A 25,609-nucleotide genomic window follows, 5' to 3' on the forward strand; every position below is an offset into this window, starting at 1 on the left:
CCAGGGTAGTTTGCCCTCCCGGCTCAGGAACGATGCTCGGATCCGCACGTTGTTCGACTTGAACGGAAGGTTGCCGCTTATTCAGTGGGATTCACCGCAATCCTTCTGTAAGGGTGACCTGCGCACGCTTGAGCTGAGCCTCGGTCGCGGGGCGAATCTCGACGAGTGCGGCTCGATGAGAACGCCGCCCATGGCTACCATCGGGCGGAAGCGAAACACCTAGGTCGCTGTGCGGCCGGAACGGAGAACGGAGCTTCACATGGCTGTCTACGGCTACGGTGGATATGGCGGCTACGGCTACGGTGGCTACGGCTACGGCGGCTACTTCGGCTATGGTGGGTACGGCTACGGTGGCTACGGCTACGGTGGCTACTTCGGCTACGGTGGTTACGACTACTTCGGCTATGGCGGCTACTACGGCTATGGCGGCTACTACGGCTATGGTGGCTATTACGGCTACGGCGGCTACTATGGCTACGGTGGCTACTTCGGTTACGGCGGCTACTATGGCTACGGTGGCTACTTCGGTTACGGCGGCTACGGTGGCTACTTCGGTTATGGCGGCTACTATGGCTACGGTGGCTACTTCGGTTACGGCGGCTACGGTGGCTACTTCGGTTATGGCGGCTACTATGGCTACGGTGGCTACTTCGGTTACGGCGGCTACGGTGGCTACTTCGGTTATGGCGGCTACGGTGGTTACGGCGGCTACTTCGGCTATGGTGGCTATGGCGGTGGCTACTACGGCTATGGCTACAGCGCCGTCGCGGCCTGAAACTCTTCACTGAACGACGACGAATCGGAGGGCGCCGGCTGTCGAGCCGGCGCCCTCTTCGTTTCGTGCAGGATGGGCCCGCTCCGCCTCACCGCGCGGCGGCGACGAGGCCGAGCCAGTTGCGGTAGAAGCGCGTCGCCGAGGATTGCCACAGGTCGATCAGCGGGCGGCGGCAGGCCCAGTCGCGGGGGAAGGCTTCCCAGGCCGCCACGGCCCGGCGGTCCCTCGCGCGATCCTCGAACACGGCGACGGCCGCTTCCGTGCGCGCGTCGAAGTAGCCCGACGGGAGTTCGGGCAAGGCGTCCCGCTCGCCGCGCAGGAAGCGTTGAACGTCGCGCCGGTACTCGCGGAACAGCGTGTCGGCGTCGTATTCCGGGTGCCCCTGCAGGAAGACGAAGAGGCTGGCCCACTGCTTGGTGAAGCAGTCGATTCCCGCCTCCAGCGAGCGCGACGCGATCCGGTAGCCGTGCGAGCGCAGGTCGCCCTCGGCGAGGTCGTTCCAGCGGGAATGCGGCACCCGCAGGCCGGCCGGGGCCCCCTCGAACAGCCCGCCCGGCGCGGTCGTCACGCATTCGAACAGGCCGAAGCGCTTCCGCGGCAGCCGGCGCCGCGCGATGCCGTCGAGGTGGAGCACCGCCGCGTGGGCGGCGAGGCAGGACCAGATCGTCGATGCCGTGTTGTGCTCGGCCCAGTCGACCACCCGCGTCAACGCGTCCCAGTAGGGCTCGTCGGCGAGGGACGGCGCGACCGGCTCCGCGCCGGTCACGATCAGGCCGTCGAGCCGCGTCCGCTCCAGCGCGGCGACGTCGCCGTAGCGCCCCGCCATGGCGGCGCGGGCGGGGGCGCCGCGCGGCACGCCGTCGAGCGAGAACAGGTGCAGCCGCACCTCGGTCGCGCCGGAGGCGGCCGCGAGCAGCCGCGCGAACTGGCGCTCCGTCGCTCGCAGGGCGGCGTCCGGCATGTTGTTGACGAGGCCGATGTCGAGCCTGTCCGGAGTCGCCGGGGCCCGCCGGCCCGGGACCCCGTCGGCCTCCGCGAGCACCGCGCCGGCGCCCTGGACCATCAACGGCATGACCGCCCTCCCCTCCTCGCGCCGGACATCGGCCTCACTCGGCCGCCAGGGCGGGGGCGCCCCGCCGGACCGCCGCGGCGAGCGCCTGGTCGAGGTCTGCCAGGATGTCGTCGATGTGCTCGATGCCGACGCTGAGCCGGATCGTCTCCGGCCGCACCCCGGCGCCGAGTTGCTCGCCCCGCGACATCTGCCGGTGCGTGGTCGAGGCCGGGTGGCAGGCGAGCGACTTGACGTCGCCGATGTTGACGAGGCGCTTCACGAGCTTCAGCGCGTCGTAGAAGGCCTGGCCGCCCGCGTAGCCCCCGGCGGCGCCGAAGGTCAGCAGCGACGGCGGCCGGCCGCCGAGGTAGCGCTGCGCCAGGGCGTGATAGGGCGATGACGGGAAGCCGGCGTAGTTGACCCAGTCGACGCGCGGGTCGGCGGCGAGGAAGTCGGCGACGCGGCGGGCGTTCTCGACGTGCCGCTCGACGCGCAGCGCCACGGTCTCGATCCCCTGGATCAGCAGGAAGGCGCTCATCGCCGGCAGCACGGCCCCGGTGGTCCGCTGGTACACGCTGCGCAGGCGCGCCGCATAGGCGGTGCGGCCGAAGCGGCGCGCGTAGACCATGCCGTGGTAGGAGGCGTCGGGCTCCGAGAACATGGGGAAGCGGCCGGCGTGCGCCGCCCAGTCGAAGCGGCCGCCGTCCACCACGGCGCCGCCGAGCGTCGTGCCGTGGCCGCCCATGAACTTCGTCAGCGACTCGACCACGACGTCGGCACCGTGCTCGATCGGCCGGACCAGGATGGGCGTCGCGACCGTGTTGTCGACGACGAGGGGCACGCCGTGGCGGTGCGCGACCTCGGCCAGGGCCGCGAGGTCCGGGATGTTGCCGGCCGGGTTGCCGACGCTCTCGCAGAAGACGGCGCGGGTGTCGGCGTCGATCATCCGCTCGACGTCGGCCGCGGCGTCGGACGCGGCGAAGCGGCCCGTGACGCCCATGCGCGGCAGGGTGTGGGCCAGCAGCGTGTGGGTCGTGCCGTAGAGCTGCGGCACGGTGACGATGTTGCCGCCGCGGTCCGCGAGGTTGAGGAGCGCGTAATAGGTCGCGGTCTGGCCGGTCGACACCGCGACCGCGGCGGCCCCGCCCTCCAGCGCCGCCACCCGCTCCTCCAGCACCGCCACGGTCGGGTTGGCGATTCGGCTGTAGCGGTAGCCCTCCTCCTCCAGGTTGAACAGCGCGGCGCCGTGGTCCGCGCTGTCGAACGCGAAGGCGACCGACTGATAGATCGGCACCGCGACCGCGTGGGTCGCGGGGTCGTCGCCGAAGCCGGCGTGAAGCGCGATCGTCTCGTTCCGCATCGTGAAGATCCCCGTCCGGTCCGGCACGTCGTCGGCCTCATCGCCGCCGCGGCCCGTTCATCTCGGAACGATCCTCGGTGGAAGGCAGTGAAAGCCGCGTCAACGCCGGACCTCCGTGCAATCGACCCGCAGGAAGCTTACCCGGATACTTTACCGAACCCGAACACGCGGCGGCATTAACCTTGACTTCGCGCCGGATGGATTGAGTTCACAGGATGGCAGGGTCGGCTCTCCACGCTGGCGCGCAGGAACCCGACCGAGAACGAACGGAGCCGCGCGCCATGCCACCCGCCCCCGCCGCCCGCCCCTCTGCCACCAAGCGTTGGCTTCGCGCGCTCGAGCTGACGGCCCGCCTCGACGGCGACGAGGCGCAGACCTTCCCCGCCTCGATCGACGCGCTGGCGCTGCGTCACGGGGACCGGCCCGCGCTGCTGTCCGACGGCGAGTGCCTGAGCTACGCCGACCTCGCGGCGCACTCGAACCGCTACAGCCGCTGGGCGCTGTCGCTGGGGCTCGCCCCCGGCGCCGCGGTCGCGATCCTGATGCCGAACTGCCCGGACTACCTCGCGGCCTGGATCGGCATCACGCGCGCGGGCCTGTCGGCGGCGCTGCTCAACACCAGCCTCGTCGGCGCGTCGCTGGCCCACTGCATCGCCGTGGCCGAGCCCGCCCACGCGGTCGTGGCGGCGTCGCTGTGGGAAGCCTTCGCGGGGGCCCTGCCCCACCTCGACGCCCCGCCCCGCGCCTCCCTGCGCGGCGGGGCGGATTTCGACGGGGCTCTGGCGGCCCTCTCCGGCGCGCCGCTCCGCCCCGACGAGCGCCCCGCCGTCCGCCCCGCGGACCGGGCGCTGCTGATCTACACCTCCGGCACCACGGGCCTGCCCAAGGCGGCCGTGGTCAGCCACCGCCGGATCATGACCTGGAGCCTCTGGTTCGCCGGCCTCGCGGACCTCGGGCCGGACGACCGCATGTACGACTGCCTGCCGCTGTTCCACAGCGTCGGCGGCGTGGTGGCGCCGGGCTGCGTGCTGGCGGCGGGCGGCTCGGTGGTGATCGCCGAGCGCTTCTCGGTGTCCCGCTTCTGGGACGAGGTGGCGCGCTGGGACTGCACGCTGTTCCAATACATCGGCGAACTGTGCCGCTACCTGCTGGCCGCTTCCCCCGAGGGCGCACCGGTGCCGGCCCACCGGCTGCGCCTGTGCCTCGGCAACGGGCTGCGCCCCGACGTGTGGGAGGCGTTCCGGGCGCGCTTCGCCGTGCCGGAGATCATGGAGTTCTACGCCGCCACCGAGGGCAGCTTCTCGCTCGTCAACGTCGAGGGCAAGCTGGGCTCGATCGGCCGCGTGCCGCCCTTCCTCGCCCACCGTTTCCCGGCCGCCATCCTGCGCTTCGACGTCGAGAGCGGCGCGCCGCTGCGGGGCGCGGACGGGCTGTGCGTCCGCGCGGCGCCGGACGAGGCCGGCGAGGCGGTCGGGCTCATCGGCGGGGCCGAGGGCGCGGGCCGCTTCGAGGGCTACACGAGCGCGGCCGACAGCGAAGCCAAGGTGCTGCGCGACGTCTTCGCGCCCGGCGACCGCTGGTTCCGCACCGGCGACCTGATGCGGCGCGACGCGGCCGGCTTCTTCTTCTTCGTGGACCGCGTCGGCGACACCTTCCGCTGGCAGGGCGAGAACGTCGCCACTTCCGAGGTCGCGGAGGCGCTGACGGGCGCGCCCGGCGTGGTCGAGGCCACGGTCTACGGCGTCGAGGTGCCGCACCGCGACGGGCGCGCCGGCATGGCGGCGCTGGTGGTGGGCGAGGGCTTCTCGCTCGGCGCGCTGCGCGAGCACGCCGCCTCGCGCCTGCCGCCCTACGCCCGGCCGGCCTTCCTGCGCCTCCAGGCGGCGATCGACAGCACCGACACGTTCAAGCACCGCAAGGCGCCGCTGGTGCGCGACGGCTTCGACCCCGCGCAGACCGCCGACCCGCTCTACGCCGACGACCGCGAGGCCGGCGCCTACCGGCCCCTCGACGCCGCCCTGCACGCCCGGATCGCGGCGGGGGCGTTCAGGGTCTAGCGGGGCGCCGTCCCGCGCCCTGCAGCGGGCCGGCGGCCCCTCGATCCCGCCCTACTTGTCGAAGGCGGGGTTTCCGGCGATCTCGCCCTTCTTCGCGGGCACGATCTTCCACAGATTGAAGGTCCGCTCCGTCCAGCCCTTAGGGTTGAATTGCGGCTCGTTCGAGATGGCCGAGTTGGTCACGTAGAGCTCGGCGTTCGGCCCTTCCGCGAAGGTGTCGGGCCACACGAGGCGCGGGTCCTTGACGAGCGTGTGGCGCTCCTTGGCGCCCGGCTCCTGCGTCTCGACCGCGTTCTTCTGCACGGCCGTGAAATAGAGTTTGCCGGACTTGTCCTGCCACAGCCCGTCGTTGGGCTCGCTCGCCGACACGGTCTCGACCTTGGCGGACATCTGGTCCGGCGTGAGGCTCGCGTCCTGCAGCGCCGCGGTGGGGATCCGGTAGAGCGCCTTGGCGGTGACGGGCTGGAAGTAGACGTACTCGCCCTTGGGGTCGAGCGAGATCGAGTCGGCCGCGAACTGCACGCCGCTCCCGTCGGCCCTGCGCAGCTCCTTGCCGTTCACCACCACCGCGACGCTCTTGTCGACCTGCGTCGAGGTGGCGCCGTCGAGCACGCGGCGCGCCTTGCCGCTCTCGGTGTCGAGCACGACGAGCGCGCCCTGCGCGCCGCTGTCCGTCATGTAGACCCAGCGCCCGTCCGCCGAGACGCGGATGTCGTTGAGGTAGGAGCCCTGGGGGGCGACGTCGCCGCCGAACCTGTAGCTGTTGATGACCTTGTCGGTCTTGAGGTCGATCTCGACGAGCTTCGGGCCGCCCGGCACGATGAAGCCGGTGGCGGGCGCCGCCGGGTCGATCACCCACAGGTGGCCGTGCCCGTCCGCCGTCTCAGCCTGGACGCAGACGAAATGCGTGCCGGGGTCCTTGGGGTCGGCGTCGCGGTAGCTGTTCCACTCGGCGTCCGGATAGGGGACGAGCTTGCCGCCCTTGATCTCAGCGACCGAGACCGGCGAATCCTCGTACCAGCGCGGGAAGTTGACGAAGACGCGGCCGTCCTCCGACACGGCGACGCCCGTCACCTGACGATCGAAGCTCATCACCTTCTCGAGCTTGGCCGTGGGCGCGTCGGGCTTGGCGAGCGGGGCGGAGGCCATCTGCGCGGCGGCGGAGGCCGGGACGGAACCGGCGAGCGCGGCGAGGCCGAGCGCGGAGGCGCCGAGCAGGGCGCGGCGGAAGGACAGGCTGCGGGTCATGGACGATCCGGGATGGGGACGATGTGGTCCCCGAACGTGGCGCATCCGGCCCCCGTTCCCCGGCACGCGAAACCGCCGCGGGTCGCCCCGCGGCGGGCTCGCGCCTTCGCGTCGGGTCAGGCCGCGACGACCACGCCCTCGGCGTTGCCGGAGGCGGCGCGGCGCTGGGCCACGGCCTCGTCGTAGAGGGCCTGCTCGTTCTGCTTGTGCACGATCGAGAAGCGGATCAGGGCCGAGCCGCAGGCGCAGACCACGGCGGCGATGCCGAGGATCAGGAAGGTTTCCTGCACGTTGCCGGTGCCGCGCGCGAGGAAGCCCGCCAGCACGCCGCCGATGTTGCCGCCCGCGCCGATGATGCCGGCGACCCCACCCAGGACCTTGCGGTCGATGAAGGGCACGAGCGCGTAGAGCGAGCCGCAGGCCATGTGGGTGAACAGGCCGAAGACCAGCAGGAACGCCACCGCCACCGCGATCGAATCGGACTGCGAGAAGGCGATCAGGAAGCCGCCCTCCAGCATCAGCATGGCGAAGAGCAGCCAGGTGCGGCCGTCGAGCCCCCTGGTGGAGGCCACGCGGTCGGACAGCAGGCCGCCGAGCGCGCGGGCGAACAGGGCCAGCAAACCGAATGCGCCGACCGCGTAGCCGGCGTTCTCCTGCGTCATCTGGAACTTGTTGAAGAAGTAGGTGACCGCGATCGAGTGCACGAAGAGTTCGACGCCGAAGGACGCGCCGTAGCAGGCGGCCAGCAGCCAGACGCGGTAGTTCCTGGCCGCGACCTTCATCACGTCCCAGCCGCCCTTCTTGCCGGAGTCGACCGCGATGCCCTGCCGGCGCAGCTCCACGATGTTGCCGAGCGGCGTGTCCTGCGTGAACTTCCAGTACAGCACGGCGACGATCAGCATCAGCACGCCGGGCAGAATCATGGCGTAGCGCCAGCTCAGCGAGCTGCTCACCCCGTAGGCCGCGATGGCGGCGAAGATCACCGGCATGACGCTCTGGGTCACGCCGCCGCCGGCGTTGCCCCAGCCGCCCACGGTCGCGTTGGCGGTGCCGACCACGTTCGGGGCGAACATCACGGACGTGTGGTACTGGGTGATGACGAAGGAGGCGCCGATCACGCCGATGAACAGGCGCGCGATCAGGAAGCTCGCGTAGTCCTGGGCGAAGCCGACCAGGAACACCGGGATCGAGCCCAGCGCCAGCAGGATCGTGTAGGTGATGCGGGGGCCGTACTTGTCGCACATGGGCCCGATGACCATGCGGGCCAGGATCGTGGCGAACACGCCCGCGATGGTGATGTTGTAGACCTGGTCCTTGGTCATGGACAGGTCCTTGGCGATCGTCGGCATCAGCGGCGCCGTGGCGAACCAGGCGAAGAAGCAGACGAAGAAGGCGACCCAGGTCAGGTGGAACGCGCGCATCTGCGGCGTCCTCAGGCTGAACAGGTCGATGCGTGTTGCCTTACCGGTCGGCGTCCCAACTGCCATTTTGCGCTCCAAGCGGCGTCGTCTCCGCCCATCGGACGGGAAAAGGCACGGATTGCCCACGGCTCTGTGGGCACGACTCGGCGTGCGAGACGAAAGTCGGCCGCTCCAGTGCAGCCGCATGTTGCGTTGCACAAGGCATGCCAGACGGACGGCGCAGCGCTTGCAGACGGCCGGGCGTCCCTCGCTCCCGGTCGGCAGATGACATCGGTCTCGTTCTTCTCCTCAGGCGGCCCCGGCGCGCCCGCGCTCGGCCAGGATCTCGAAGGCGTGGGCCTGACCGTGGCGGGGCCGCTGGCGCTCAAGACCATGGTGCAGGACGTCATCCGCGCCGCCCCGGACGTGGTCGTCTGCTATGATATTCACCCCGGCGATGCCCTCTTCGCGGTCACGGCAACGCTGCAGCACACGGCGCCCCGCCCCGTGGTGCTGTTCACGGGCGACCCCGACGCCGAGAAGATCGAGCGCGCCGCCGAGGCGGGCGTCCACGCCTACGTGGTGAACGGCTACGCGCCGGCGCGGCTGCGCTCGGTGATCCACGTCGCCCAGGCGCGCTTCCGCCGCGAGCAGTCGCTGCGCGAGGAGCTCAGCGAGGTCCGCGACCGCTTCACGGAGCGCAAGCTCGTCGACCGCGCCAAGGGCATCCTGATGCGGGTGCGCAACGTGCCCGAGGAGGAAGCGTTCAAGGTGCTGCGCTCGGCCGCGATGCAGTCGAAGCAGCGCATCGGGCAGGTGGCCCAGCAGGTGATCGACGCCACCCGCTACGCGGACGCTGTCAACCGCGCCGGCCAGCTCCGCATGCTGTCGCAGCGGATGGTGAAGCTCTACGCCCAGGGCTGCGCGGGCGTCGCGGCCGAGGAGGCCGCGGCGCTGCTCCGCGACTCCGTCGAGCGCGTCGAGGCCAACCTGGCGGTGCTCGGCCGCACGCTGTCGAAGCCCACCTTCGGCGACCTGCTCGACGGCGTGCTGGCGCCCTGGACGGCCCTGAAGTCGGCGCTGCACGGGCGGCCCCAGGCGGCGCGCCTCGGCGACGTCGACGTTCTGGCGGAGCGGCTGCTCCACCAGGCCGAGGCGCTGACCCGCAACCTCGAGACGGCGGGCTTCACGGCGGCGCTGCGCGTCATCAACGTGTCGGGGCGACAGCGCATGCTGTGTCAGCGCATCGCCAAGGCGGCCATCCTGTCGACGCTGCCCGGCGCCGGGCCGAACGCCGAGGCCGAGGCGCGCCGGGCCGAGGCGGAGTTCGAGCAGGGGCTCGCCTTCCTGGCCGCCACGCCTCTCAGCACGGCCGAGATCCAGGCCGTGAGGGCGGCGGCCCTGGCCGCCTGGGCCGGGTTCAGGCGGGCCGCGGCCGCGCCGGTCGACGCGAACGAGGTGGCGGCGCTGAGCGAGGCGCTGCTGGCGCGGTTCGGCGAGCTGACGGCGCTCTACGAGCAGGGCATCCAGTCGCTGATGGCGTGAGCGGCCTCACTCGGCCGGCGGGCGCTTGCCCCGCTTGCGTTCGTGGGCGCGGGTCTGGAGCCACGTGCAAGTGACTGAGCGCAGAGATGGAGCCCGCCGGCGATCACGACCGGCCCCGCCGCGACCCACGCCGGCTCGGGATGAACCGCGACCCATGGGGCTGAAAGACCGGCGATCAGGATGCCGACCGCGAGATCGTCGAAGAAGCCGGCGGGCGCCCTCGTCCCCTCGTTGGCCCGCTTCGCCGCCAGCTTCTCCTCGGGCGTCGTCGACCCTCACCCCCCCGTGGTGCTCATCATACGCCCGACGCGGGGCTTGGCGGCGAGGCGGTCGGCGACGAAGTCGTGGCCCTTGGGCTTGCGCGAGATCGCTTCCGCGATGGCGGCGTCGAGCGCCGCGTCGGTGTCGTCGGAGCGCAGGGCCGCGCGGAGGTCGGCGGCGTCGTTCTGGCCGAGGCACATGTAGAGCGTGCCCGTGCAGGTGACGCGCACGCGGTTGCAGGATTCGCAGAAGTTGTGCGTCAGCGGCGTGATGAAGCCGACCCGCCCGCCCGTCTCGGCCACGCGCGAGTAGCGGGCCGGGCCGCCCGTCGACACGGACAGCGGCTCCAGCGTGAAGCGCTCTCCGAGGCGGTGGCGCACCTCCTCCAGCGACAGGAACTGGTCCGAGCGGTCGCCGCCCTCCTCGCCGAGCGGCATGACCTCGATGAAGGTGATCTCCATGCCGCGGTCGTGCGACCAGGCCACCATGTCGGCGAGTTCGTCCTCGTTGACGCCCTTCAGCGCGACGGCGTTGACCTTGACCTTGAGGCCCGCGCGTCGCGCCTCCGCCATGCCGTCGACCACGCGATCGAAGCTGCCCCAGCGGGTGATGACGCCGAACTTGGCCGCGTCCAGCGTGTCGAGCGACACGTTGACCCGCTCGACCCCGCAGTCGGCCAGCTCGGCGGCGAAGCGGCCGAGTTGCGAGCCGTTGGTGGTCAGCGTCAGCTCGCCGAGGGCGCCGGTCGCGCGGTGCCGCGACAGGCGGCGGAACAGCTGCATGACGTCGCGCCGCACCAGGGGCTCGCCGCCCGTGATGCGCAGCTTGCGGGTGCCGCGCTCCACGAAGGCCGTGCACAGGCGGTCGAGTTCCTCCAGCGTGAGGAGGTCGCGCTTGGGCAGGAACTGCATCTGCTCCGACATGCAGTAGACGCAGCGGAAGTCGCAGCGGTCCGTCACGGAGACGCGCAGATAGGTGATCGCCCGGCCGAAGGGGTCGACCAGAGGCGCGGGCTCTGCTGCGGCGAAGCCTGTGGCGGGCAGTTGAAGCATGGGCGCTATATAGGCCGCGCCGGGGCCGGACGGTAGGCTGTCCGGCCCCGGCGCGGCCCGCGCATCACAGGTAGTCGGCCGCGACCGTGGCGTCGCGGCGCTCCGGGCTCGCCAGCATGTTGGCCAGCAGCGTCACGATCACGGCCACGATGAGGTTGGCCAGCAGCGCGTAGACGGCGGCGAAGGCCGGCACGGTGAAGCCGAACAGGTTCAGCGTGTAGGTGGCGTTCTTGAAGCCGGTCAGCGACACCGCGTAGGTGCCGAAGCCCATGCCGACCGCCCAGCCGAGGAGCAGCGCCCAGGAGTTGAACCAGCGGGTGTAGAGGCCGATCAGCACCGCCGGCAGGGTCTGGATGATCCACACGCCGCCGAGGAGCTGCAACGTGATGACGAAGTCCTTCTCCAGGCCGACCACGAAGTAGAGCGCGCCGAGCTTCACCACCAGCGACACGAGCTTCGCCATCTTGGCTTCCTGCTGCGGGGTGGCGCGCGGGTTGATGAACTCGAGGTGGATGTTGCGGGTCCACAGGTTGGCGGCCGCGATCGACATGATGGCGGCCGGCACCAGCGCGCCGATGCCGATGGCCGCGAAGGAGAAGCCCGCGAACCAGGACGGGAAGATGTCCAGGAACAGCGCCGGCACCGCGAAGGTGTTGGAATAGTGCTTGAAGAGGTCGGCGTAGGCCGGGTTCTGGCCGACGCCCATCTTGATGGCCATGAAGCCGAGCAGCGTCAGGAAGGCCAGCACCAGCGAATAGGCGGGCAGCAGCGCCGAGTTGCGGCGGATGACGTCGCGCGTCGACGAGCTGAGGATGGCGGTCAGCGCGTGCGGGTACATGAACAGCGCCGCTGCGGAACCCAGCGCCAGGCTGGCGTAGGTCGTGTAGGCGCCGGTTGAGCCGGCCGGGGGCGTCGCGAGAACGACCTTGGCGGCCGGAACGGCGTCGAAGATCGGGCCGAAGCCGCCGAAGCGGCTGATGACGACGCCCACGGCGGCGAAGATCACGATGTAGACCATCACGTCCTTGACCACCGCGATGGAGGCCGGGGCGCGCAGGCCGGACGTGTAGGTGAAGGCCGCCAGGATCACGAAGGCGATGAGCAGCGGCAGCTCGCTCAGCACGCCGGAGGTGGGCAGGCCGAGGCCGGCGATGACGACCTCGAGGCCGACGAGCTGGAGCGCGATGTAGGGCATGGTGGCGACGAGGCCCGTCACCGCGACCGCGAGGGCGAGCCAGCGGTTGCCGAAGCGGCCGCGCACGAAATCCGCCGCCGTGATGTAGCCGTGGCGGCGGCACACCGACCACATGCGCGGGAAGACCACGAAGGTGATGGGGTAGATCAGCGTCGTGTAGGGCACGGCGAAGAACGCGATGGCGCCGGCCCCGAAGGCCAGGGCCGGGATCGCGATGAAGGTGTAGGCGGTGTAGATGTCGCCGCCGATCAGGAACCAGGTGATCAGCGTGCCGAAGGTTCCGCCGCCGAGGCCCCACTCGTGCAGGAGGTCGAGGTCGCCCTTGCGCCAGTTGGCGGAGGCGAAGCCGAGATAGGTGACGCCTGCGAAGCAGACGACGAAGACGATCAGGGCGATCCAGTTGACCGACATGGTTCTCTCAGGGGGATTCGGTTTCGACGCGGGGCGGGGCGCGCGACGTCAGTCGGTGACGAGGAAGACGAAGCCGGTCAGGATCGCGGTGAAGACCACGAAGGCCATCTGGTAGGTGTAGAAGAAGGGGAAGCCGAAGAACCGCGGCTCGACCGCGTTGTAGAACGGCACCCACAGCAGGGCCGGATAGGGGATCAGCAGCAGCCACAGCCAGGGCGAGTGACGCTTGCGGCCTTCCGCGCTGTCGTCGAAGTCGCGAAGCGGTCGACCGTCGGTCCGCTGGACCATGCCCTCTCCCCCCCAAGGTGCGTTGCTCCACGGGCGCGACGCGGCCGGGGCTTGACCGCGACCGTACAATGCCGATGTCAATTGTGGCAATAATTTTCACATTCGGTCGGGGAACACGGCATGGCGACGGCGCACTGGCCGACGGAGATCAGGCTCAAGGACGGGGGCCGGGCGCTGAGCGTCGCCTACGACGACGCGACCTTCGAGCTCGCGGCCGAATACCTGCGCGTGTCGAGCCCGAGCGCCGAGGTGCAGGGCCACACGGCGGCCGAGAAGCGCACGGTGGGCGGCAAGCGCCGGGTGATCGTCACGGGGGTGGAGCCGGTGGGCCATTACGCGGTGAAGCTCGTCTTCGACGACGGCCACGACAGCGGGCTCTTCACCTGGGACTACCTCTACGAGCTCGGCGCCGAGCACGACGCCAAATGGGCGCACTACCTCGGCGAGCTCGAGGCCAAGGGCCTGTCGCGCGACGTGCCGAGCTTCGGGAGGTGAGGGCGCCCGGCGGCTCCCGCCCGGCGATCCCTCAGGGCTGCACCACCACCCGCGTGCCGACCGCGACGTGGTCGTAGAGGTCGGTGACGTCCGCGTTGGTCATGCGGATGCAGCCCGAAGACGTGGCCTGGCCGATCGTGTCGGGCTCGTTGGAGCCGTAGATGCGGTACTCGCTGCGGCCGAGATACAGGGCGCGGGCGCCGAGCGGGTTGTCGGGCCCGCCCGCCATGTGGTGCGGGATCTCGGGATGGCGCTTCACCATGGCGGCGGGCGGCGTCCAGTCCGGCCATTCGCGCTTGGCCGTGATCGTCTGGCCGCCCGCCCAGGCGAAGCCGGGCCGCCCGACGCCGACGCCGTAGCGGATTGCCTGGCCGCCGGGCAGCACGAGATACAGGCGCCGCTCGCGCGTCGACACCACGATCGTGCCCGGCGGCTGCCCGCCGGCATAGGCCACGGTCTCGCGCGGGACGGCCTTGCCGTAGTCGCCGTCCACCATGTCGACGTCCGCGCCGGGCTGCCAATGGTCGGGGTTGTCGAGGGCGGGGCGGGCGTCCGGGGCGGGCGGGGCCTTGGGCAGCAGGCGCACCCCGTCGTCCGCGGCGCGCGGGGCCGCCGCCGCCGAGACGAGCGCCGCGAGGCTGGCGGCGCCGGCCAGGACGAAGGTGCAGATCCGCATGGTCGACCTCTGAGGGTGGGAGCAGCCGCCTCGCCGGCTTCCCGGCGCACTGTCCCAGCGGGGCGGCCGCGCCGCAACGGGTGCCGCGGGCGCGGCCCGCATTGCCGCCGGGTGTGCTCCGCCGACAACAGCGGAGACGGCCGCCTCCGACCCGCTTGACACCGCCGCCGACGCTGGGTAATCCAGCGCCACGGTTCGGGCGCGTAGCTCAGCGGGAGAGCATTCGCTTCACACGCGAAGGGTCACAGGTTCAATCCCTGTCGCGCCCACCACCATCCTCCGGACCGTCCTTCCCCTTCATCAGCATCGCCACAGCGTCCGCCAGGGCGTCGAAGTGGCCGATGACGCGGTCCGGGCCGAACTCCTCCACGGGCCGGTCGGTGTAGCCGAAGTCCACCGCGATGCAGGGCACCCGGGCCGCCTTGGAGGTGTCGATGTCGGTGCGGCTGTCGCCCACCATCACGCAGCGCGCGGGGTCGCCGCCGGCGCGCTCGATCGTGCCGAGCAGCGCGCCGGGCTCGGGCTTGAACACGGCGAACGTGTCCTGCCCGCAGATGGCCCTGAAGCGCCCCGCGACGCCCAGCGCCGCGAGGAGCTGCCGGGCCGCGGCCTCCATCTTGTTGGTGCAGACCGCGAAGGCGTAGCCGCCCCGCTCCAGCCGGTCGAGCGCTTCCACCACGCCGGGGTAGAGGTGCGAGTGGTCGGCGATGTGATCCTCGTAGAAGGCCAGGAACAGGCCGAACAGGTCCTCCAGGCGCGACTCGTCGAGGGGCCGGCCGGCCGCCGCGAAGCCGCGGCGGATCAGCGCCCGGCCGCCGGCGCCGAGCAGGCTGCGCGCCTGCTCGACCGGCAGGGGCGGCAGGCCGTCGAGCGACAGAACGTGGTTCAGCGCGCCCATGAGGTCGCCGGCCGTCTCGGCCAGCGTGCCGTCGAGGTCGAACACGACGAGGGGGGTGGGGTCGGTCATTCTGTCTCCGCTGCGGCCCCGTGCCGGGCGTCGCCCGGGCTGGAAACGGGCCGCCGCATGCGGGATAAACCCTACCTCAATCCAGGGGCGCCGGAGACACACGACATGACACGGACCGCGATGGCGGCGGGCTGCGCCGCGGCGCTGCTCCTGGCCGCGCCGGCGGCCTCGGCCGCGACCTACGAGTTCCTGGCCGCGCCGGAGACGAACCTCAACCGGGTCTACCGACTCGACAAGGCGACGGGCGAGATGGGGGCCTGCCAGTACGGGCTCGCGCAGGGGGCCGACGACAAGAAGGACGACGTGGGCGTGACGCTCTGCTATCCGCCGGGGCTCGGCGCGGGGGCCCAGGCGCAGAGCGAGTACAGCCTCGTGGCGTCGCACCACGACAAGGAGGGCGGGGTGTTCCGGGTCGACGTGCGCGCCGGCACCATGTCGATCTGCTACGTGCTGAACGGCGCCGTGGTCTGCACCCCGCAGGCCAAGTGAGCCGCCCCCGCACGCGAAAAGAGCCGCCCCGGCCGGTCCGGGGCGGCTCCTGATCTGCGAAGACCCCCCGGTGGGGCGCGAACCGGGGGGTCTCGCTGGCGCGGCCCGACCGCGAGGCCGGGCTGGCCGAGCTCTGGACGTCAGGCTTGGCTCAGCACACCCGCACGGGGCGGTAGCCGGCGAAGTTGCCGTAGGCGTCGTAGACGGGGCGGCGGCGCACGCAGGGATAGGGCCCCGGGCCGTAGCCGTAACCGTAGGGGCGGGCGGCGCTGCCGATGATGGCGCCGGCCGCGAGGCCGCCGAGCACGCCGGCCGCCACGGGGGCGCCCCAGCCGTAGCGCCACCAAGCCTCGGCCGGCGACGAGGAGGCGATCGTGGCTGTTCCGAGGGTCAGGGCAGCGAGCCCGGCCGCGACACTCTTCTTGACTGCGGACATGGTGAGCTCCTTGAGCTGGGAGGAGTGAGGGCCGGCGTGCCGGCCGCGACGCCTGCATCGCAGGATCGACACTCAGGATCGATGGGTTCGAGCCTAGAGTCGGGTTGCTGAACGCGAGGTGAAGCCGTCCGGTTGCGCCGCGGCTCCGCCCGGCCGGGCGCCCCGTCGTTTGCTTTTCGCTCCACCCCACGATACGTGTCCGGCCGTCCGGCGGTCCCCGCCGCACCATCCTCCACCCGCGCCAACGACGAGCCAGCATGGCCGAACAGTCGGACGAAGCCTCGAAACGCCGCGTCGCCGCCAGGGCGCTCGCCTTCGTCGAGGACGGCATGCGGCTCGGGCTCGGCACGGGATCGACCGCCAAGCACTTCGTTGATCTGCTGGCCGAGCGCGTCCGCGGCGGCCTCGACGTCGTCGGCGTCCCCACCTCCGAGCGCACGCGGCTGCAGGCCGAGGGGCTGGGCATCCGCCTCGCCACGCTGGACGACCTGCCGGAGCTCGACCTCACGGTCGACGGCGCCGACGAGTTCGACCCCGAGCTGCGCCTCATCAAGGGCGGCGGCGGCGCGCTGCTGCGCGAGAAGATCGTGGCCTCGGCCTCGGCCCGCATGGTCGTGATCGCCGACGCCTCGAAGCGCGTCGAGCGCCTCGGCGCCTTCCCGCTGCCGGTCGAGGTCAACGCCTTCGGGCTCGCCTCCACCAGGGCCAAGGTCGAGCGCGCCGGCGAGCTCGCGGGCGCGCGCGGACCCGTCGCGCTGCGGCGCGGGCCGGACGGCTCCCCCTTCGTCACCGACGGCGGCCACCTGATCCTGGACTGCCGCTTCGACCCCATCCCCGACCCCGAAGCCCTGGCCGATCGCCTCGTCGCGATCCCGGGGGTGGTGGAGCACGGGCTTTTCATCGGGCTGGCCTCGGCCGTCGTCACGGACGGCGACGCGGGCACGCTGGTCGTGGAACGGCCGAGCCCCAACCCTTCGAGGACCTGAAGTCGATGACGTCCAAGTTCCGCTTCGCCGCCGCCGCCGCGCTGCTGGCCCTCGCCGCAGCCCCGGCGTCCGCGCAGACGCCGCCGGCCCCCGCCCCGGCCGCGCCCGCCCCGGCGGCCCCCGCCGCGCCGGCGGCTCCGGCCCTGCCCGCCCCGGTGCCGGCGCTCCCGCAGCCCGAGGTGTCGCCCGAGAAGCTCGCCGCGGCGCGGCAGGTCGTCACGGCCTCCGGCATGGCGCGCTCGTTCGAGCCCATGGTGCCCCAGCTCGAGGAGCAGATCCCGCTCGTGATCACCCGCTCGCGGCCGGAGCTGTCCAAGAGCCTCACGGCCGTGCTGGAGCAGCTGCAGCCCGAGTTCAATCAGAAGTCGAACGACATGCTCGACATCGCGGCGCGCATCTACGCCCGCCACATGAGCCTCGAGGACCTGAAGGCCACGGCCGCCTTCTTCGACAGCCCCGCGGGCAAGAACTACGTCAACGCCCAGCCGCTGATGCTCGACGAGCTCGTGGTGGCCATGCAGGCCTGGACCCAGGAAACCTCCACCTTCATGATGAAGCGCGTCCAGCAGGAGATGGAGAAGAAGGGCGACAAGTTCTGACCTCCGGTCCGGGACGGAAGATTCGAGGATGAGCCGATGAGCACGCCCGACCGGGTCGATTACTTCGTCATCGGCGCCGGCTCGGGCGGCGTCCGCTCCGGCCGCATCGCGGCCAGCCACGGCGCCAAGGTCATGGTGGCCGAGGACTTCCGCATCGGCGGCACCTGCGTGATCCGCGGCTGCGTGCCGAAGAAGCTCTACGTCTACGCGAGCCGCTTCGCCGACGAGTTCGCCGACGCCGCGGGCTTCGGCTGGACGCTCGGCGCCACGCGCTTCGACTGGCCGCACCTCGTGCGGGCCAAGGAGGCGGAGATCACCCGCCTGTCCGGGCTCTACCGGCAGAACCTGGAGAAGGCCGGCGCGTCCTTCGTCGAGGCCCGCGCCCGGATCGACGGCCCCAATGCCGTGGTGCTGACGGACGGCCGCCGCGTCGAGGCCGAGCACATCCTGGTGGCGACCGGCGGCCGCCCGACCATGCACCCCGACATCCCCGGGCTCGAACACGCGATCACGTCGAACGAGATCTTCGACCTCAGGGAGTTCCCGCGCCGCCTCGTGGTGGTGGGCGCCGGCTACATCGGGCTCGAGTTCGCGTCCGTCTTCGCCCGGCTCGGCGCCGAGGTGACGGTGATGTTCCGCGGCGACCAGATCCTGTCGGGCTTCGACGACGACATGCGCGACGGCCTGGCCGAGGCGCTGCGCGAGGCCGGCATCACGCTGCTGCCGCGCACGCTGCCCCGCGCCCTCACCCGCTCGGACGGGCGGATCGAGGTGCTGATGCCGGACGGCTCGACGGTCGCGGCCGACCAGGTCCTGATGGCGACGGGCCGCGCGCCCAACACCCGCAACATGGGCCTCGCCGAGGCCGGCGTGGCGCTCGACCGCAAGGGCGCCGTCAAGGTCGACGCCTTCTCGCACAGCTCCGTGCCGTCGATCCACGCCGTCGGCGACGTCACCGACCGCGTCAACCTCACCCCCGTCGCGGTGCGCGAGGGCCACGCCCTGGCCGACACGCTGTTCGGCGGGCGTCCCACCAGCGTCGACCACGCCCACGTGGCGTCGGCGGTCTTCTGCACGCCCGAGATCGGATCGATCGGCCTCACCGAGCGTCAGGCCCGCGAGCGCCACGACGTGGTCGACATCTTCAAGGCCGGCTTCCGGCCGCTGAAGGCGACGGTGTCGGGCCGGAAGGAGAAGGTGCTGTTCAAGCTCGTGGTGGACGGCGTCACCGACCGCGTGCTCGGCGTCCACATCCTCGGGCCCGAGGCCGGCGAGATGATCCAGATGTGCGCCATCGCGGTGCGGATGGGCGCCACCAAGGCCGACTTCGACGCCACCATGGCGGTCCACCCCACCATGGCGGAGGAGATCGTCACCATGCGGACCCGCTCGGCCCGCCACGTCCGCGCCGTGACGACGGGCGGCGGCGCGGACGAGGCCATGCACGAGGGCGCCCGCGCCCGCCAGCACACCGGCATGGCCGGGGCCTGACGCCGGGACGGCGCCGCGCCGTGCCGATCGACCCGCAGGCCGCGCGGCTCCTGGCGATGCTGGGCGCCGCGCGGCCGACCGACTGGCCGGGCGTGTCGGCCGCCGCGCGCCGCGACGGCTTCGCGGCGCTGATGCGGATGGCGGGGACGCCGCCCGCGGTGGCCTCGGTCAGCGACGTGCGGATCGCCGGCGCCGCCGGCCCCCTGCCCGCGCGGCTCTACGCGCCGCGGGACGGCACCGCGCCGGGCCTCGTGTATTTCCACGGCGGCGGGCTCGTGGCCGGCGACCTCGACACCCACGACGCGCTGTGCCGCGCGCTGGCGGCGGGCTCCGACTGCCGCGTGCTGTCGGTCGGCTACCGCCTCGCGCCCGAGCACCCGTTCCCGGCCGCGGCCGAGGACGCCGTCGCGGCCGCGGGTGACGCGCTCGGCCGCGCGGCGGAGTTCGGCCTGGACCCGGCGCGCGTCGCCGTCGGCGGCGACTCGGCCGGCGGCACGCTCGCCACCCTGGCGGCGGGGGCGCTCCGCACCCGCGTGGCGCTGCAACTCCTGCTGTGCCCCGCGCTCGACGCGGCCCCGGACACGGAGTCCCGCCGCCTCTTCGCGCGGGGCCACCTCCTCGACGCCGCCATGATGGCCCGGGACCTCGCCGATTGCGCGCCGGGCGCGCTCGACCTCGCCGACCCGCGGCTGTCCCCGCTCCGCGATCCGGACCTCGCCGGCCGCCCGCCCGCGCTGATCCACACCGCGGAGTTCGACCCCCTGCGCGACGAGGGCGCCCTCTACGCCGAGCGGCTCGCCGCGGCGGGCGTCCCGGTGCGGCACCGCTGCCATCCCGGCATGATCCACCACTTCTACGGGCTGACGGGGCTCGTGCCGGCGGCCCGCGCGGCGCTGGCCGACATCGCGGCGGAGCTCGGCGCGCGGCTCGCGATGGGTTGAACGGCGCCGTCAGGGCGGGGCCGGACCGGCGGCGACGCTCCTCCGCGACGGCTCGCGCGCGCCGAGGCGCGGCTCCGTCGCCCGCCTCGGCATCCAGGTCAGGTGGCGGAGCACCAGGGAGCAGAGCTCCTTCAACTCGACCGACGTCAGGAGGCCGGGGTCGAAGGAGCCCTTGATGGCGATCTGCTCCAGCCGCAGGATCGAACGCATCTCGGTCTGGCTCGCCTCGGCGGCCTGCAGCATCCGCATGGCCCGCTCTTCAGCCTGCATCGGGCGCCCCTCCCCCTGCGTGGCCTCGCCCGAAGCCGCCGCGCGACACCTTCACGCCCGGCCCTGCATGCCGCCGCCCTCGTCGGACGGGGGCGACGTCAGGCCGAGCACGTCCCGGAGTCGCCCCTGCGCCGACGCGATCTGGCTCTGCGCGAATTCCAGGTTGATCCTCAGCGCGTCGGCCGGCGTCCTGACCTTCATCAGCGCGAGCAGGTGATGGCCGACGTCGATGGTCTGATGCATCGAGACCCGGATCATCCTGGCGTAGGCGTCCAGGACCACGGCGCCGTAGGTCTTCGACGCCGCCTCGGCGGCTTCGACGCCGTCCTTCACGGCCCCGCTGAGCCGGTCGGCCTCGATGCCGACCTGCTCCGCCAGATGAGCGCCCGCCCCGTCGGGCACGGGTTTCGAACGGGACAGGGCATCGCCCGAGATCGTATAGCCGGCATCGGTCATGATCGCACCTGTGACGGGTTGTGACCACGGAAGGCGATAGGGCCCTGCCCACGGTCGATCCTCAGGTATAAGAATTTGTTACAGGCCTGCTGCTCGAAGCGATTAGTTCAGAAATCCCATGTTGCGTAAATAACATAGGGTACAGGGGCGGCTTCATCGCGACGCGATCGTTCGGCACCGGTGCGCGCTCGGCGCCGAAGGCGGCTGGCTCGCGCGACTGGCCCGACCGCCGGTCCGAAAGGCGGCCTTCGAGGCGGGCTCCCGCGCGGTCGGCTCCGAGGCTCGCAGCCCACCTCCGATCGGGGTGCGAAGCGGAGACCGGCAGGACAGGGTCGGGCCACCGATCTCAGGCCGCCGGAGGCCGGTCGGAGCGCGGCTCGTCGAGGATCGAGGGCCGCGACGGCCGATCCCCGAGATCCCCGCCGCGCCTTGTCCCCGGACGCCACCCGATCGAGGGCGATCGCGTCGGCGAGGCCCCCGAGCGCCTGCCGCGCCGCGTCGAGGGCCAAGCCTCGACCCGGCCGCCATGCTCGCGGCCCGCGCGCCCTCGACGGGGGGCGTCGCCGGGCCGTGGACGCCGTCGATGACGGAACCCGCCGGCGCCCGCCACCGTCAGACCGCCATGAGACCCCACCACGGCGGGAAGCCCCGACGTGCGAAGTCGTGGCCCGCGCCGAGCGGATGGCCGTGGTGGTGCGCGGCATGCTCGGGGGCTGACGGCCGTCGCCCGCCTCCACGCGGCCCGCCCCCAGTATTGAATTTATTTTTCAATAAGTTTTCCGAATTCGGACGACTTCGATCCCCTCCGGATCACCCTGAACTGCTTCGCTGCAAATCGATCGCGAGCGTGACGGCAGTCTCGCGGGCCGGAGCTCTGCAGATCGCAGGCGCGCGACTGGGGGGCCCGGGAGGACCGGGGCCGCGGCGAGAGGCACCGACGTGCGTGTCGCCGCGTTGGCCATCGGCTGCCGATGCCGGCCCCGCCCCCGAAAGATCCCGCCATGCTCCGCGCCCTCGGCCTCGCCTCGCTCCTGCTCCCGATGCTGGCCGCGGCCGAGCCGGCGGGGGCAGCGTCGGACCGGGCCGGCGCGGTCGCGCCCACCGGAACGCTGCGGGTCGGCGTGGTGCGGGCGCCGCGCGCGGGCGTGTTCTTCACCGCCGTCGGCCCGGAAGGCGCGCCGCGCGGCGTCACGGTGGACCTCGGGCGGGCCTTCGCGGCCGAACTCGGCGTGCCGTTCGCCGACACGGTCTACCCCAACAGCGGCGAATGCACCGACGCGGTGGCGAGCGGCACGGTCGACGTGGCCTTCATGCCGGTGGACCCGGCGCGCAGCGCGCGGGTCGCCTTCGGGCCGGGCTATTACACGATCGAGAGCACCTATCTGGTGTCGGAGGCCTCGAAGATCGCGACGCTGGCGGAGGTCGACCGGCCGGGCGTGCGCGTCGTGGCCGTCGCCGACACGACCACGATCCGCGCCGCGGCGCAGACGCTGCAGGCCACGCAGCCCGTGCCGGTGCGCAGCGTCGACGAGGCGGTGGCGATGCTGCGCGACGGGCGCGCGGACGCGCTGGCGCTGAGCCGCGACAGCCTCGAGCAGATCGCCCCGAGCGTGCCGGGCAGCCACGTCCTCGACGGCAACTTCCAGCGCACGACCATCTCGATCGCGGTGCCGCCGGGGCGCCCGGCCGCGCTGGCGGCCGCGACCGCCTTTCTCGACCGCGCCAAGCGCGACGGCACGGTGCGCCGTGCCTTCGACGCCTTCGGCCTGACCCGCGAGGCCGTGGGGCCGTGAACGTTCAGCGCGCGGCGGCGAGGCTCGGCGCCGGGGCCGCGCCCCGCGCGAGCTTGTCGGCCAGGGCGGCGTCGAGCGCCTCCATCTCGGCCGGGGTCAGCCGCAGCCCGAGCTTGGTGCGGCGCCACGCGACGTCGGCCGCCGTGCGGGCCCATTCCCGCGCGACGAGGTGGTCGAGCTCGGCCTCGGTCAGGGTCGCCCCGAAGTCGCGGCCGAGGTCGGCCATCGACGCCGCGTCGCCCAGGATGGCGCGGGCCGCCGTGCCGTAATGGCGCGCGAGCCGGCGCGCGTGGGCGGGCGCGAGGAAGGGCCAGCGCGCGCGAAGCTCCGCCACCAGCGCCTCGAAGCCGTCGACCGGGAAGTCGCCGCCGGGCAGCGGCTCGCGCCCGGTCCAGCCGGGGCCGAGCCCGCCGGGACGGTGGGGCTCGGGCAGGAGCGGCACCATCAGCTCCATCGCGTGCTCGGCGAGGCGGCGGTAGGTGGTGAGCTTGCCGCCGAAGATGCTGAGCAGCGGCGCGCGGCCCGCGGGCGCGTCGACGTCGAGCACGTAGTCGCGCGTCGCCGCCTGGGCTTGGCCGTCGCCCTTGTCGTAGAGCGGGCGCACGCCCGAGTAGCTCCACACCACGTCCGCCGCCGTGACCGGCCGCTCGAAATATTCGCTGGCCGAGCGGCAGATGTAGTCGACCTCCTCCGGCGTCGCCCGCACGTCGCCGGGGTCGCCCGCGTAGTCGCGGTCCGTGGTGCCGATCAGGGTGAAGTCGGTCTCGTAGGGGATGGCGAAGAAGATGCGGCCGTCGGGGTTCTGGAAGATGTAGCAGCGGTCGTGCGCGTAGAGCTTGCGCACGACGATGTGCGAGCCCTGGACGAGCCGCACCTTGGCGGCGGCGTTCTCGCCCAGCGTGTTGTTGAGCACCTGCCCGGCCCAGGGGCCGGCGGCGTTGACCACCATGGCGGCCCTCACGTCGCGGGTCTGGCGCGTCGCGCGGTCCTGCAGCGTCAGCGTCCAGCCGTCCGCGCCGCGCAAGGCCCCCACGGCCTTGGTGCGGGTCAACACGGTGGCGCCGCGGTCGGCGGCGTCGCGCGCGTTGAGCGCCACCATGCGCGAATCCTCGACCCAGCAGTCCGAATATTCGAAGCCCTTGGTGTAGCGGCCGCGCTTCAGCGGCTGCCCGGCCGGGTCGGTGCGCAGGTCGAGCGTGCGGGTCGCGGGCAGGCGCTTCCGGCCGCCGAGGTTGTCGTAGATGAGCAGGCCGAGCCGCAGCATCCAGGCGGGGCGCAGGCCCTTCGTGTAGGGCAGCACGAAGCGCAGCGGCCAGATGATGTGCGGCGCGATGCCCCACAGCACCTCGCGCTCCATCAGCGCCTCGCGCACGAGGCGGAACTCGCGGTGTTCGAGGTAGCGCAGGCCCCCGTGGATCAGCTTGGTGGCGGCCGAGGAGGTGCCCGAGGCGAGGTCGTCCTGCTCGCAGAGGAGGACGCGGTAGCCTCGCCCGGCCGCGTCGCGCGCGATGCCGCAACCGTTCACGCCGCCGCCGATCACGGCGAGATCATAGCTGGCGTCCATGCCCGTCCTCCCGAGCGGTGGCGTATGGGCCGGAGATAAACGAAAGATTACGCAAATCAAGCGAACATAGCGAGCGCGAAAACGAATATCGACGGGCGACGCATCGCGAGCAGGCGAGGTGGGCCGGAGCCTGGACGGGCCGGCGGGTGCGCCTTAGTTCTCTCCGCCAAGCGGCACGAGCGGTGCCGCACTCCGGGGAGCAGGACGCCATGGCAGCGCTGACCGTCATCGCCAAGCTGAAAGCCAAGAGCGGGCGCGAGGAGGACCTCGCCGCCCTGTGCCGCGGCCTCGTCGCGCCGACCCGCGCCGAGAAGGGCTGCGTCACCTACGACCTGCACCGGTCGCACGACGACCCCGGCCTGTTCATGTTCACCGAATCCTGGGAAAGCCGCCCCCTCTGGGAGGACCACATGAAGTCGCCCCACCTCGCGGCCTTCGGCGAGCAGCAGGACGCCGTCGTCGAGACCTGGGACCTCTTCACCGGCGAGAAGGTCTGAAAGCCGCGATCCCTGGAGGAGCCCCCGTGAAGATCAAGTTCTACGCGCACGCGAGCTTCCGCCTGGAGGCGGACGGCGTGACGGTGATCACCGACCCCTATACGCCCGGCCCCGGCAACAGCGGCTTCGACCCGATCGAGGAGCCGGCCGACGTCGTGCTGATGAGCTCGGCGACCGACGATTTCCACTCCGACCCCTCGCACGTGCGAGGGGATCCGATCGTCGTCAACACGCTGGAGCTGCCGCCCGAGGGCACGGTGGTGAAGGGCATCCCGGTCCGCTCGTTCCGGGCCTACGAGAGCAGGACCTTCGACTACCAGGCGGAGTTCGGCCGCGACCCCGACGCCAACGCGCTCTACCACTTCGAGCTCGGCGGCCTGCGCTTCCTGCACATGGGCGACATCGGCAACCCCGTGGCGCCGGAGGCGCTCGCGGCGCTGAAGGGCGACGTCGACGTGCTGCTGGCGCTGACGGGCGAGCACGCCACCATCGCGCTCGACGACCTCGACGAGGCAATCCGGGCGATCGGGCCGCGGGTGGTGATCCCCATGCACTATTACAGCCCGAAGGGCGTGCTGAAGATCGAGCCCGTCGACCGCTTCCTCGACCGCCTCGACCCGGACAGGGTCACCCGCGTCGGCGGCTCGGAGATGGAGCTGTCGCCCGACACGCTGCCGAAGGACGCCCCGCACGTCTACGTGTTCGAGCAGTCGCGCTGAGGTCGTGACGGGGACGACGGCGCCGTCGCGCCGAACAGGTCGCCCTGCCCGCCGCCCTCCAGCTCCAGCAGGAACCGCTTGGCCGCGAGCCCGCCCGCGAAGCCGGTGAGCTGACCCGTGGCGCCCACCACGCGGTGGCAGGGCGCCACGATCGAGACGGGGTTGCGGCCGTTGGCGGCGCCGACCGCGCGCATGAGGTTCGGGTCGCCGAGCGCGCGGGCGATGTCCCCGTAGCTGCGCGTCTCGCCGTAGGGGATCGCCAGCAGCGCGGCCCAGACCCGGCGCTGGAAAGCCGTGCCGTGAAAGTCGAGCGGCAGGTCGAAGCTGCGCCGCGCGCGCCCGAAATATTCGCCGAGCTGGCGCGCGGCCTCGCGCAGCACGGGGTGGCCGGGCGCCGCGACGGCGGGGCCGAGCGGCACGCGGCCGGGACCGTCCGTCTCCCACAGCACGGCGGCGAGCCCGCGGTCGGTCGCGGCGAGCGTCAGCCGGCCCACCGGCGAGGCCATCGCGAGGGTGGAGACGGCCGGGCGGTCGGGCGCGCGGGTCGGCGGCATGGCGGGGCTCCGGTTGGCGGACAGCATAGCGGC

General features: G+C 72.3%; 26 protein-coding genes and 1 tRNA gene. 13 read left to right on the top strand and 14 right to left on the bottom strand.

Features of this window, described 5'->3' with window-relative positions; all coding sequences use genetic code 11:
- Positions 1-259 precede the first annotated feature (259 nt).
- Positions 260-775 (top strand): hypothetical protein, encoded by a 516-nt coding sequence (locus L7N97_RS06560; RefSeq protein WP_237477528.1) that lies wholly within the window; start codon positions 260-262, stop codon positions 773-775.
- An 88-nt stretch (positions 776-863) separates the two neighbouring features.
- Here L7N97_RS06560 and metA read toward each other — a convergent pair whose 3' ends face one another.
- Both metA and L7N97_RS06570 read right to left on the bottom strand, forming a co-directional pair.
- Positions 864-1,847, bottom strand: a complete 984-nt coding sequence (gene metA, locus L7N97_RS06565; protein ID WP_237477529.1) for a homoserine O-succinyltransferase MetA — start codon at positions 1,845-1,847, stop codon at positions 864-866.
- A gap of 34 nt (positions 1,848-1,881) precedes the next feature.
- Positions 1,882-3,186 (bottom strand): O-acetylhomoserine aminocarboxypropyltransferase/cysteine synthase family protein, encoded by a 1,305-nt coding sequence (locus L7N97_RS06570; RefSeq protein ID WP_237477530.1) that lies wholly within the window; start codon positions 3,184-3,186, stop codon positions 1,882-1,884.
- A 281-nt stretch (positions 3,187-3,467) separates the two neighbouring features.
- Between L7N97_RS06570 and L7N97_RS06575 the strand changes: the two genes are divergently transcribed.
- Positions 3,468-5,243, top strand: a complete 1,776-nt coding sequence (locus L7N97_RS06575; RefSeq protein WP_237477531.1) for a long-chain-acyl-CoA synthetase — start codon at positions 3,468-3,470, stop codon at positions 5,241-5,243.
- A gap of 51 nt (positions 5,244-5,294) precedes the next feature.
- Here L7N97_RS06575 and L7N97_RS06580 read toward each other — a convergent pair whose 3' ends face one another.
- Both L7N97_RS06580 and L7N97_RS06585 read right to left on the bottom strand, forming a co-directional pair.
- Positions 5,295-6,491 (bottom strand): L-dopachrome tautomerase-related protein, encoded by a 1,197-nt coding sequence (locus tag L7N97_RS06580; protein ID WP_237477532.1) that lies wholly within the window; start codon positions 6,489-6,491, stop codon positions 5,295-5,297.
- 116 nt (positions 6,492-6,607) lie between these two features.
- Positions 6,608-7,912, bottom strand: coding sequence for a NarK family nitrate/nitrite MFS transporter (locus L7N97_RS06585; protein ID WP_237477533.1), 1,305 nt, complete (start codon positions 7,910-7,912; stop codon positions 6,608-6,610).
- 264 nt (positions 7,913-8,176) lie between these two features.
- Between L7N97_RS06585 and L7N97_RS06590 the strand changes: the two genes are divergently transcribed.
- Complete coding sequence (locus L7N97_RS06590; RefSeq protein WP_237477534.1) at positions 8,177-9,436, top strand: type IV pili methyl-accepting chemotaxis transducer N-terminal domain-containing protein; 1,260 nt, start codon at positions 8,177-8,179, stop codon at positions 9,434-9,436.
- A gap of 275 nt (positions 9,437-9,711) precedes the next feature.
- Here the strand turns inward: L7N97_RS06590 and moaA are convergent, their stop codons facing one another.
- The 3 genes from moaA to L7N97_RS06605 form a co-directional block, all read right to left on the bottom strand.
- Entirely contained in the window at positions 9,712-10,749 is a 1,038-nt protein-coding gene (moaA, locus tag L7N97_RS06595) for a GTP 3',8-cyclase MoaA (RefSeq protein WP_237477535.1), read from the bottom strand.
- A 64-nt stretch (positions 10,750-10,813) separates the two neighbouring features.
- Positions 10,814-12,355 (bottom strand): monocarboxylate uptake permease MctP, encoded by a 1,542-nt coding sequence (gene mctP, locus L7N97_RS06600; RefSeq protein ID WP_237477536.1) that lies wholly within the window; start codon positions 12,353-12,355, stop codon positions 10,814-10,816.
- Between the two features lie 48 nt (positions 12,356-12,403).
- Positions 12,404-12,565, bottom strand: coding sequence for a DUF3311 domain-containing protein (locus L7N97_RS06605; protein ID WP_237482073.1), 162 nt, complete (start codon positions 12,563-12,565; stop codon positions 12,404-12,406).
- 198 nt (positions 12,566-12,763) lie between these two features.
- On the opposite strand from L7N97_RS06605, the gene L7N97_RS06610 reads away from it, so the two are divergent.
- Positions 12,764-13,138, top strand: a complete 375-nt coding sequence (locus L7N97_RS06610) for a gamma-butyrobetaine hydroxylase family protein (protein ID WP_237477537.1) — start codon at positions 12,764-12,766, stop codon at positions 13,136-13,138.
- Between the two features lie 31 nt (positions 13,139-13,169).
- Here the strand turns inward: L7N97_RS06610 and L7N97_RS06615 are convergent, their stop codons facing one another.
- A complete protein-coding gene (locus L7N97_RS06615; protein WP_237477538.1) occupies positions 13,170-13,814 on the bottom strand; it encodes a L,D-transpeptidase in 645 nt (214 codons plus the stop codon).
- A gap of 197 nt (positions 13,815-14,011) precedes the next feature.
- On the opposite strand from L7N97_RS06615, the gene L7N97_RS06620 reads away from it, so the two are divergent.
- Positions 14,012-14,086 (top strand) — tRNA-Val (locus L7N97_RS06620).
- Here the strand turns inward: L7N97_RS06620 and L7N97_RS06625 are convergent.
- Positions 14,065-14,781 carry an HAD family hydrolase gene (locus L7N97_RS06625; RefSeq protein WP_237477539.1) on the bottom strand — a complete coding sequence of 239 codons (717 nt, stop codon included), beginning with the start codon at positions 14,779-14,781 and terminating at the stop codon, positions 14,065-14,067. The genes L7N97_RS06620 and L7N97_RS06625 overlap by 22 nt on opposite strands.
- A 105-nt stretch (positions 14,782-14,886) precedes the next feature.
- On the opposite strand from L7N97_RS06625, the gene L7N97_RS06630 reads away from it, so the two are divergent.
- Positions 14,887-15,270, top strand: coding sequence for a hypothetical protein (locus tag L7N97_RS06630; RefSeq protein ID WP_237477540.1), 384 nt, complete (start codon positions 14,887-14,889; stop codon positions 15,268-15,270).
- A 151-nt stretch (positions 15,271-15,421) separates the two neighbouring features.
- Here L7N97_RS06630 and L7N97_RS06635 read toward each other — a convergent pair whose 3' ends face one another.
- Entirely contained in the window at positions 15,422-15,706 is a 285-nt protein-coding gene (locus L7N97_RS06635; RefSeq protein WP_237477541.1) for a hypothetical protein, read from the bottom strand.
- A 257-nt stretch (positions 15,707-15,963) separates the two neighbouring features.
- On the opposite strand from L7N97_RS06635, the gene rpiA reads away from it, so the two are divergent.
- From rpiA to L7N97_RS06655, 4 genes are read left to right on the top strand one after another with little or no spacing between them, the layout of a single operon-like run.
- Positions 15,964-16,692: a ribose-5-phosphate isomerase RpiA gene (gene rpiA, locus L7N97_RS06640; RefSeq protein ID WP_237477542.1), complete on the top strand. Its 729-nt coding sequence runs from the start codon at positions 15,964-15,966 to the stop codon at positions 16,690-16,692.
- 5 nt (positions 16,693-16,697) lie between these two features.
- Entirely contained in the window at positions 16,698-17,291 is a 594-nt protein-coding gene (locus tag L7N97_RS06645) for a DUF2059 domain-containing protein (RefSeq protein ID WP_237477543.1), read from the top strand.
- Positions 17,292-17,327: 36 nt separating this feature from the next.
- On the top strand, positions 17,328-18,782 hold the full coding sequence (gene gor, locus L7N97_RS06650) for a glutathione-disulfide reductase (protein WP_237477544.1): 1,455 nt from the start codon (positions 17,328-17,330) through the stop codon (positions 18,780-18,782).
- 20 nt (positions 18,783-18,802) lie between these two features.
- Positions 18,803-19,723, top strand: a complete 921-nt coding sequence (locus L7N97_RS06655; RefSeq protein WP_237477545.1) for an alpha/beta hydrolase — start codon at positions 18,803-18,805, stop codon at positions 19,721-19,723.
- Between the two features lie 9 nt (positions 19,724-19,732).
- On the opposite strand, the gene L7N97_RS06660 is transcribed toward L7N97_RS06655, so the two are convergent.
- Both L7N97_RS06660 and L7N97_RS06665 read right to left on the bottom strand, forming a co-directional pair.
- On the bottom strand, positions 19,733-19,993 hold the full coding sequence (locus L7N97_RS06660; RefSeq protein ID WP_237477546.1) for a hypothetical protein: 261 nt from the start codon (positions 19,991-19,993) through the stop codon (positions 19,733-19,735).
- A 51-nt stretch (positions 19,994-20,044) separates the two neighbouring features.
- The gene (locus L7N97_RS06665; protein ID WP_237477547.1) at positions 20,045-20,449 is read right to left on the bottom strand and encodes a hypothetical protein; all 405 of its coding nucleotides are present in this window, start codon (positions 20,447-20,449) and stop codon (positions 20,045-20,047) included.
- Positions 20,450-21,450: 1,001 nt separating this feature from the next.
- Here L7N97_RS06665 and L7N97_RS06670 point away from each other — a divergent pair.
- Positions 21,451-22,242, top strand: coding sequence for a transporter substrate-binding domain-containing protein (locus tag L7N97_RS06670; RefSeq protein ID WP_237477548.1), 792 nt, complete (start codon positions 21,451-21,453; stop codon positions 22,240-22,242).
- Between the two features lie 4 nt (positions 22,243-22,246).
- Here L7N97_RS06670 and glpD read toward each other — a convergent pair whose 3' ends face one another.
- A complete protein-coding gene (gene glpD, locus L7N97_RS06675) occupies positions 22,247-23,806 on the bottom strand; it encodes a glycerol-3-phosphate dehydrogenase (protein WP_237477549.1) in 1,560 nt (519 codons plus the stop codon).
- A gap of 209 nt (positions 23,807-24,015) precedes the next feature.
- Here glpD and L7N97_RS06680 point away from each other — a divergent pair, with 209 nt between their 5' ends.
- On the top strand, positions 24,016-24,303 hold the full coding sequence (locus L7N97_RS06680; protein WP_237477550.1) for a putative quinol monooxygenase: 288 nt from the start codon (positions 24,016-24,018) through the stop codon (positions 24,301-24,303).
- Positions 24,304-24,329: 26 nt separating this feature from the next.
- The gene (locus L7N97_RS06685; protein WP_237477551.1) at positions 24,330-25,022 is read left to right on the top strand and encodes an MBL fold metallo-hydrolase; all 693 of its coding nucleotides are present in this window, start codon (positions 24,330-24,332) and stop codon (positions 25,020-25,022) included.
- Here L7N97_RS06685 and L7N97_RS06690 read toward each other — a convergent pair.
- Complete coding sequence (locus L7N97_RS06690) at positions 24,998-25,576, bottom strand: methylated-DNA--[protein]-cysteine S-methyltransferase (RefSeq protein ID WP_237482075.1); 579 nt, start codon at positions 25,574-25,576, stop codon at positions 24,998-25,000. The genes L7N97_RS06685 and L7N97_RS06690 overlap by 25 nt on opposite strands.
- Positions 25,577-25,609 lie beyond the last annotated feature (33 nt).

The organism is Lichenibacterium dinghuense, assembly GCF_021730615.1.
In the GTDB taxonomy this organism is placed as follows: Bacteria; Pseudomonadota; Alphaproteobacteria; order Rhizobiales; family Beijerinckiaceae; genus Lichenihabitans; species Lichenihabitans dinghuensis.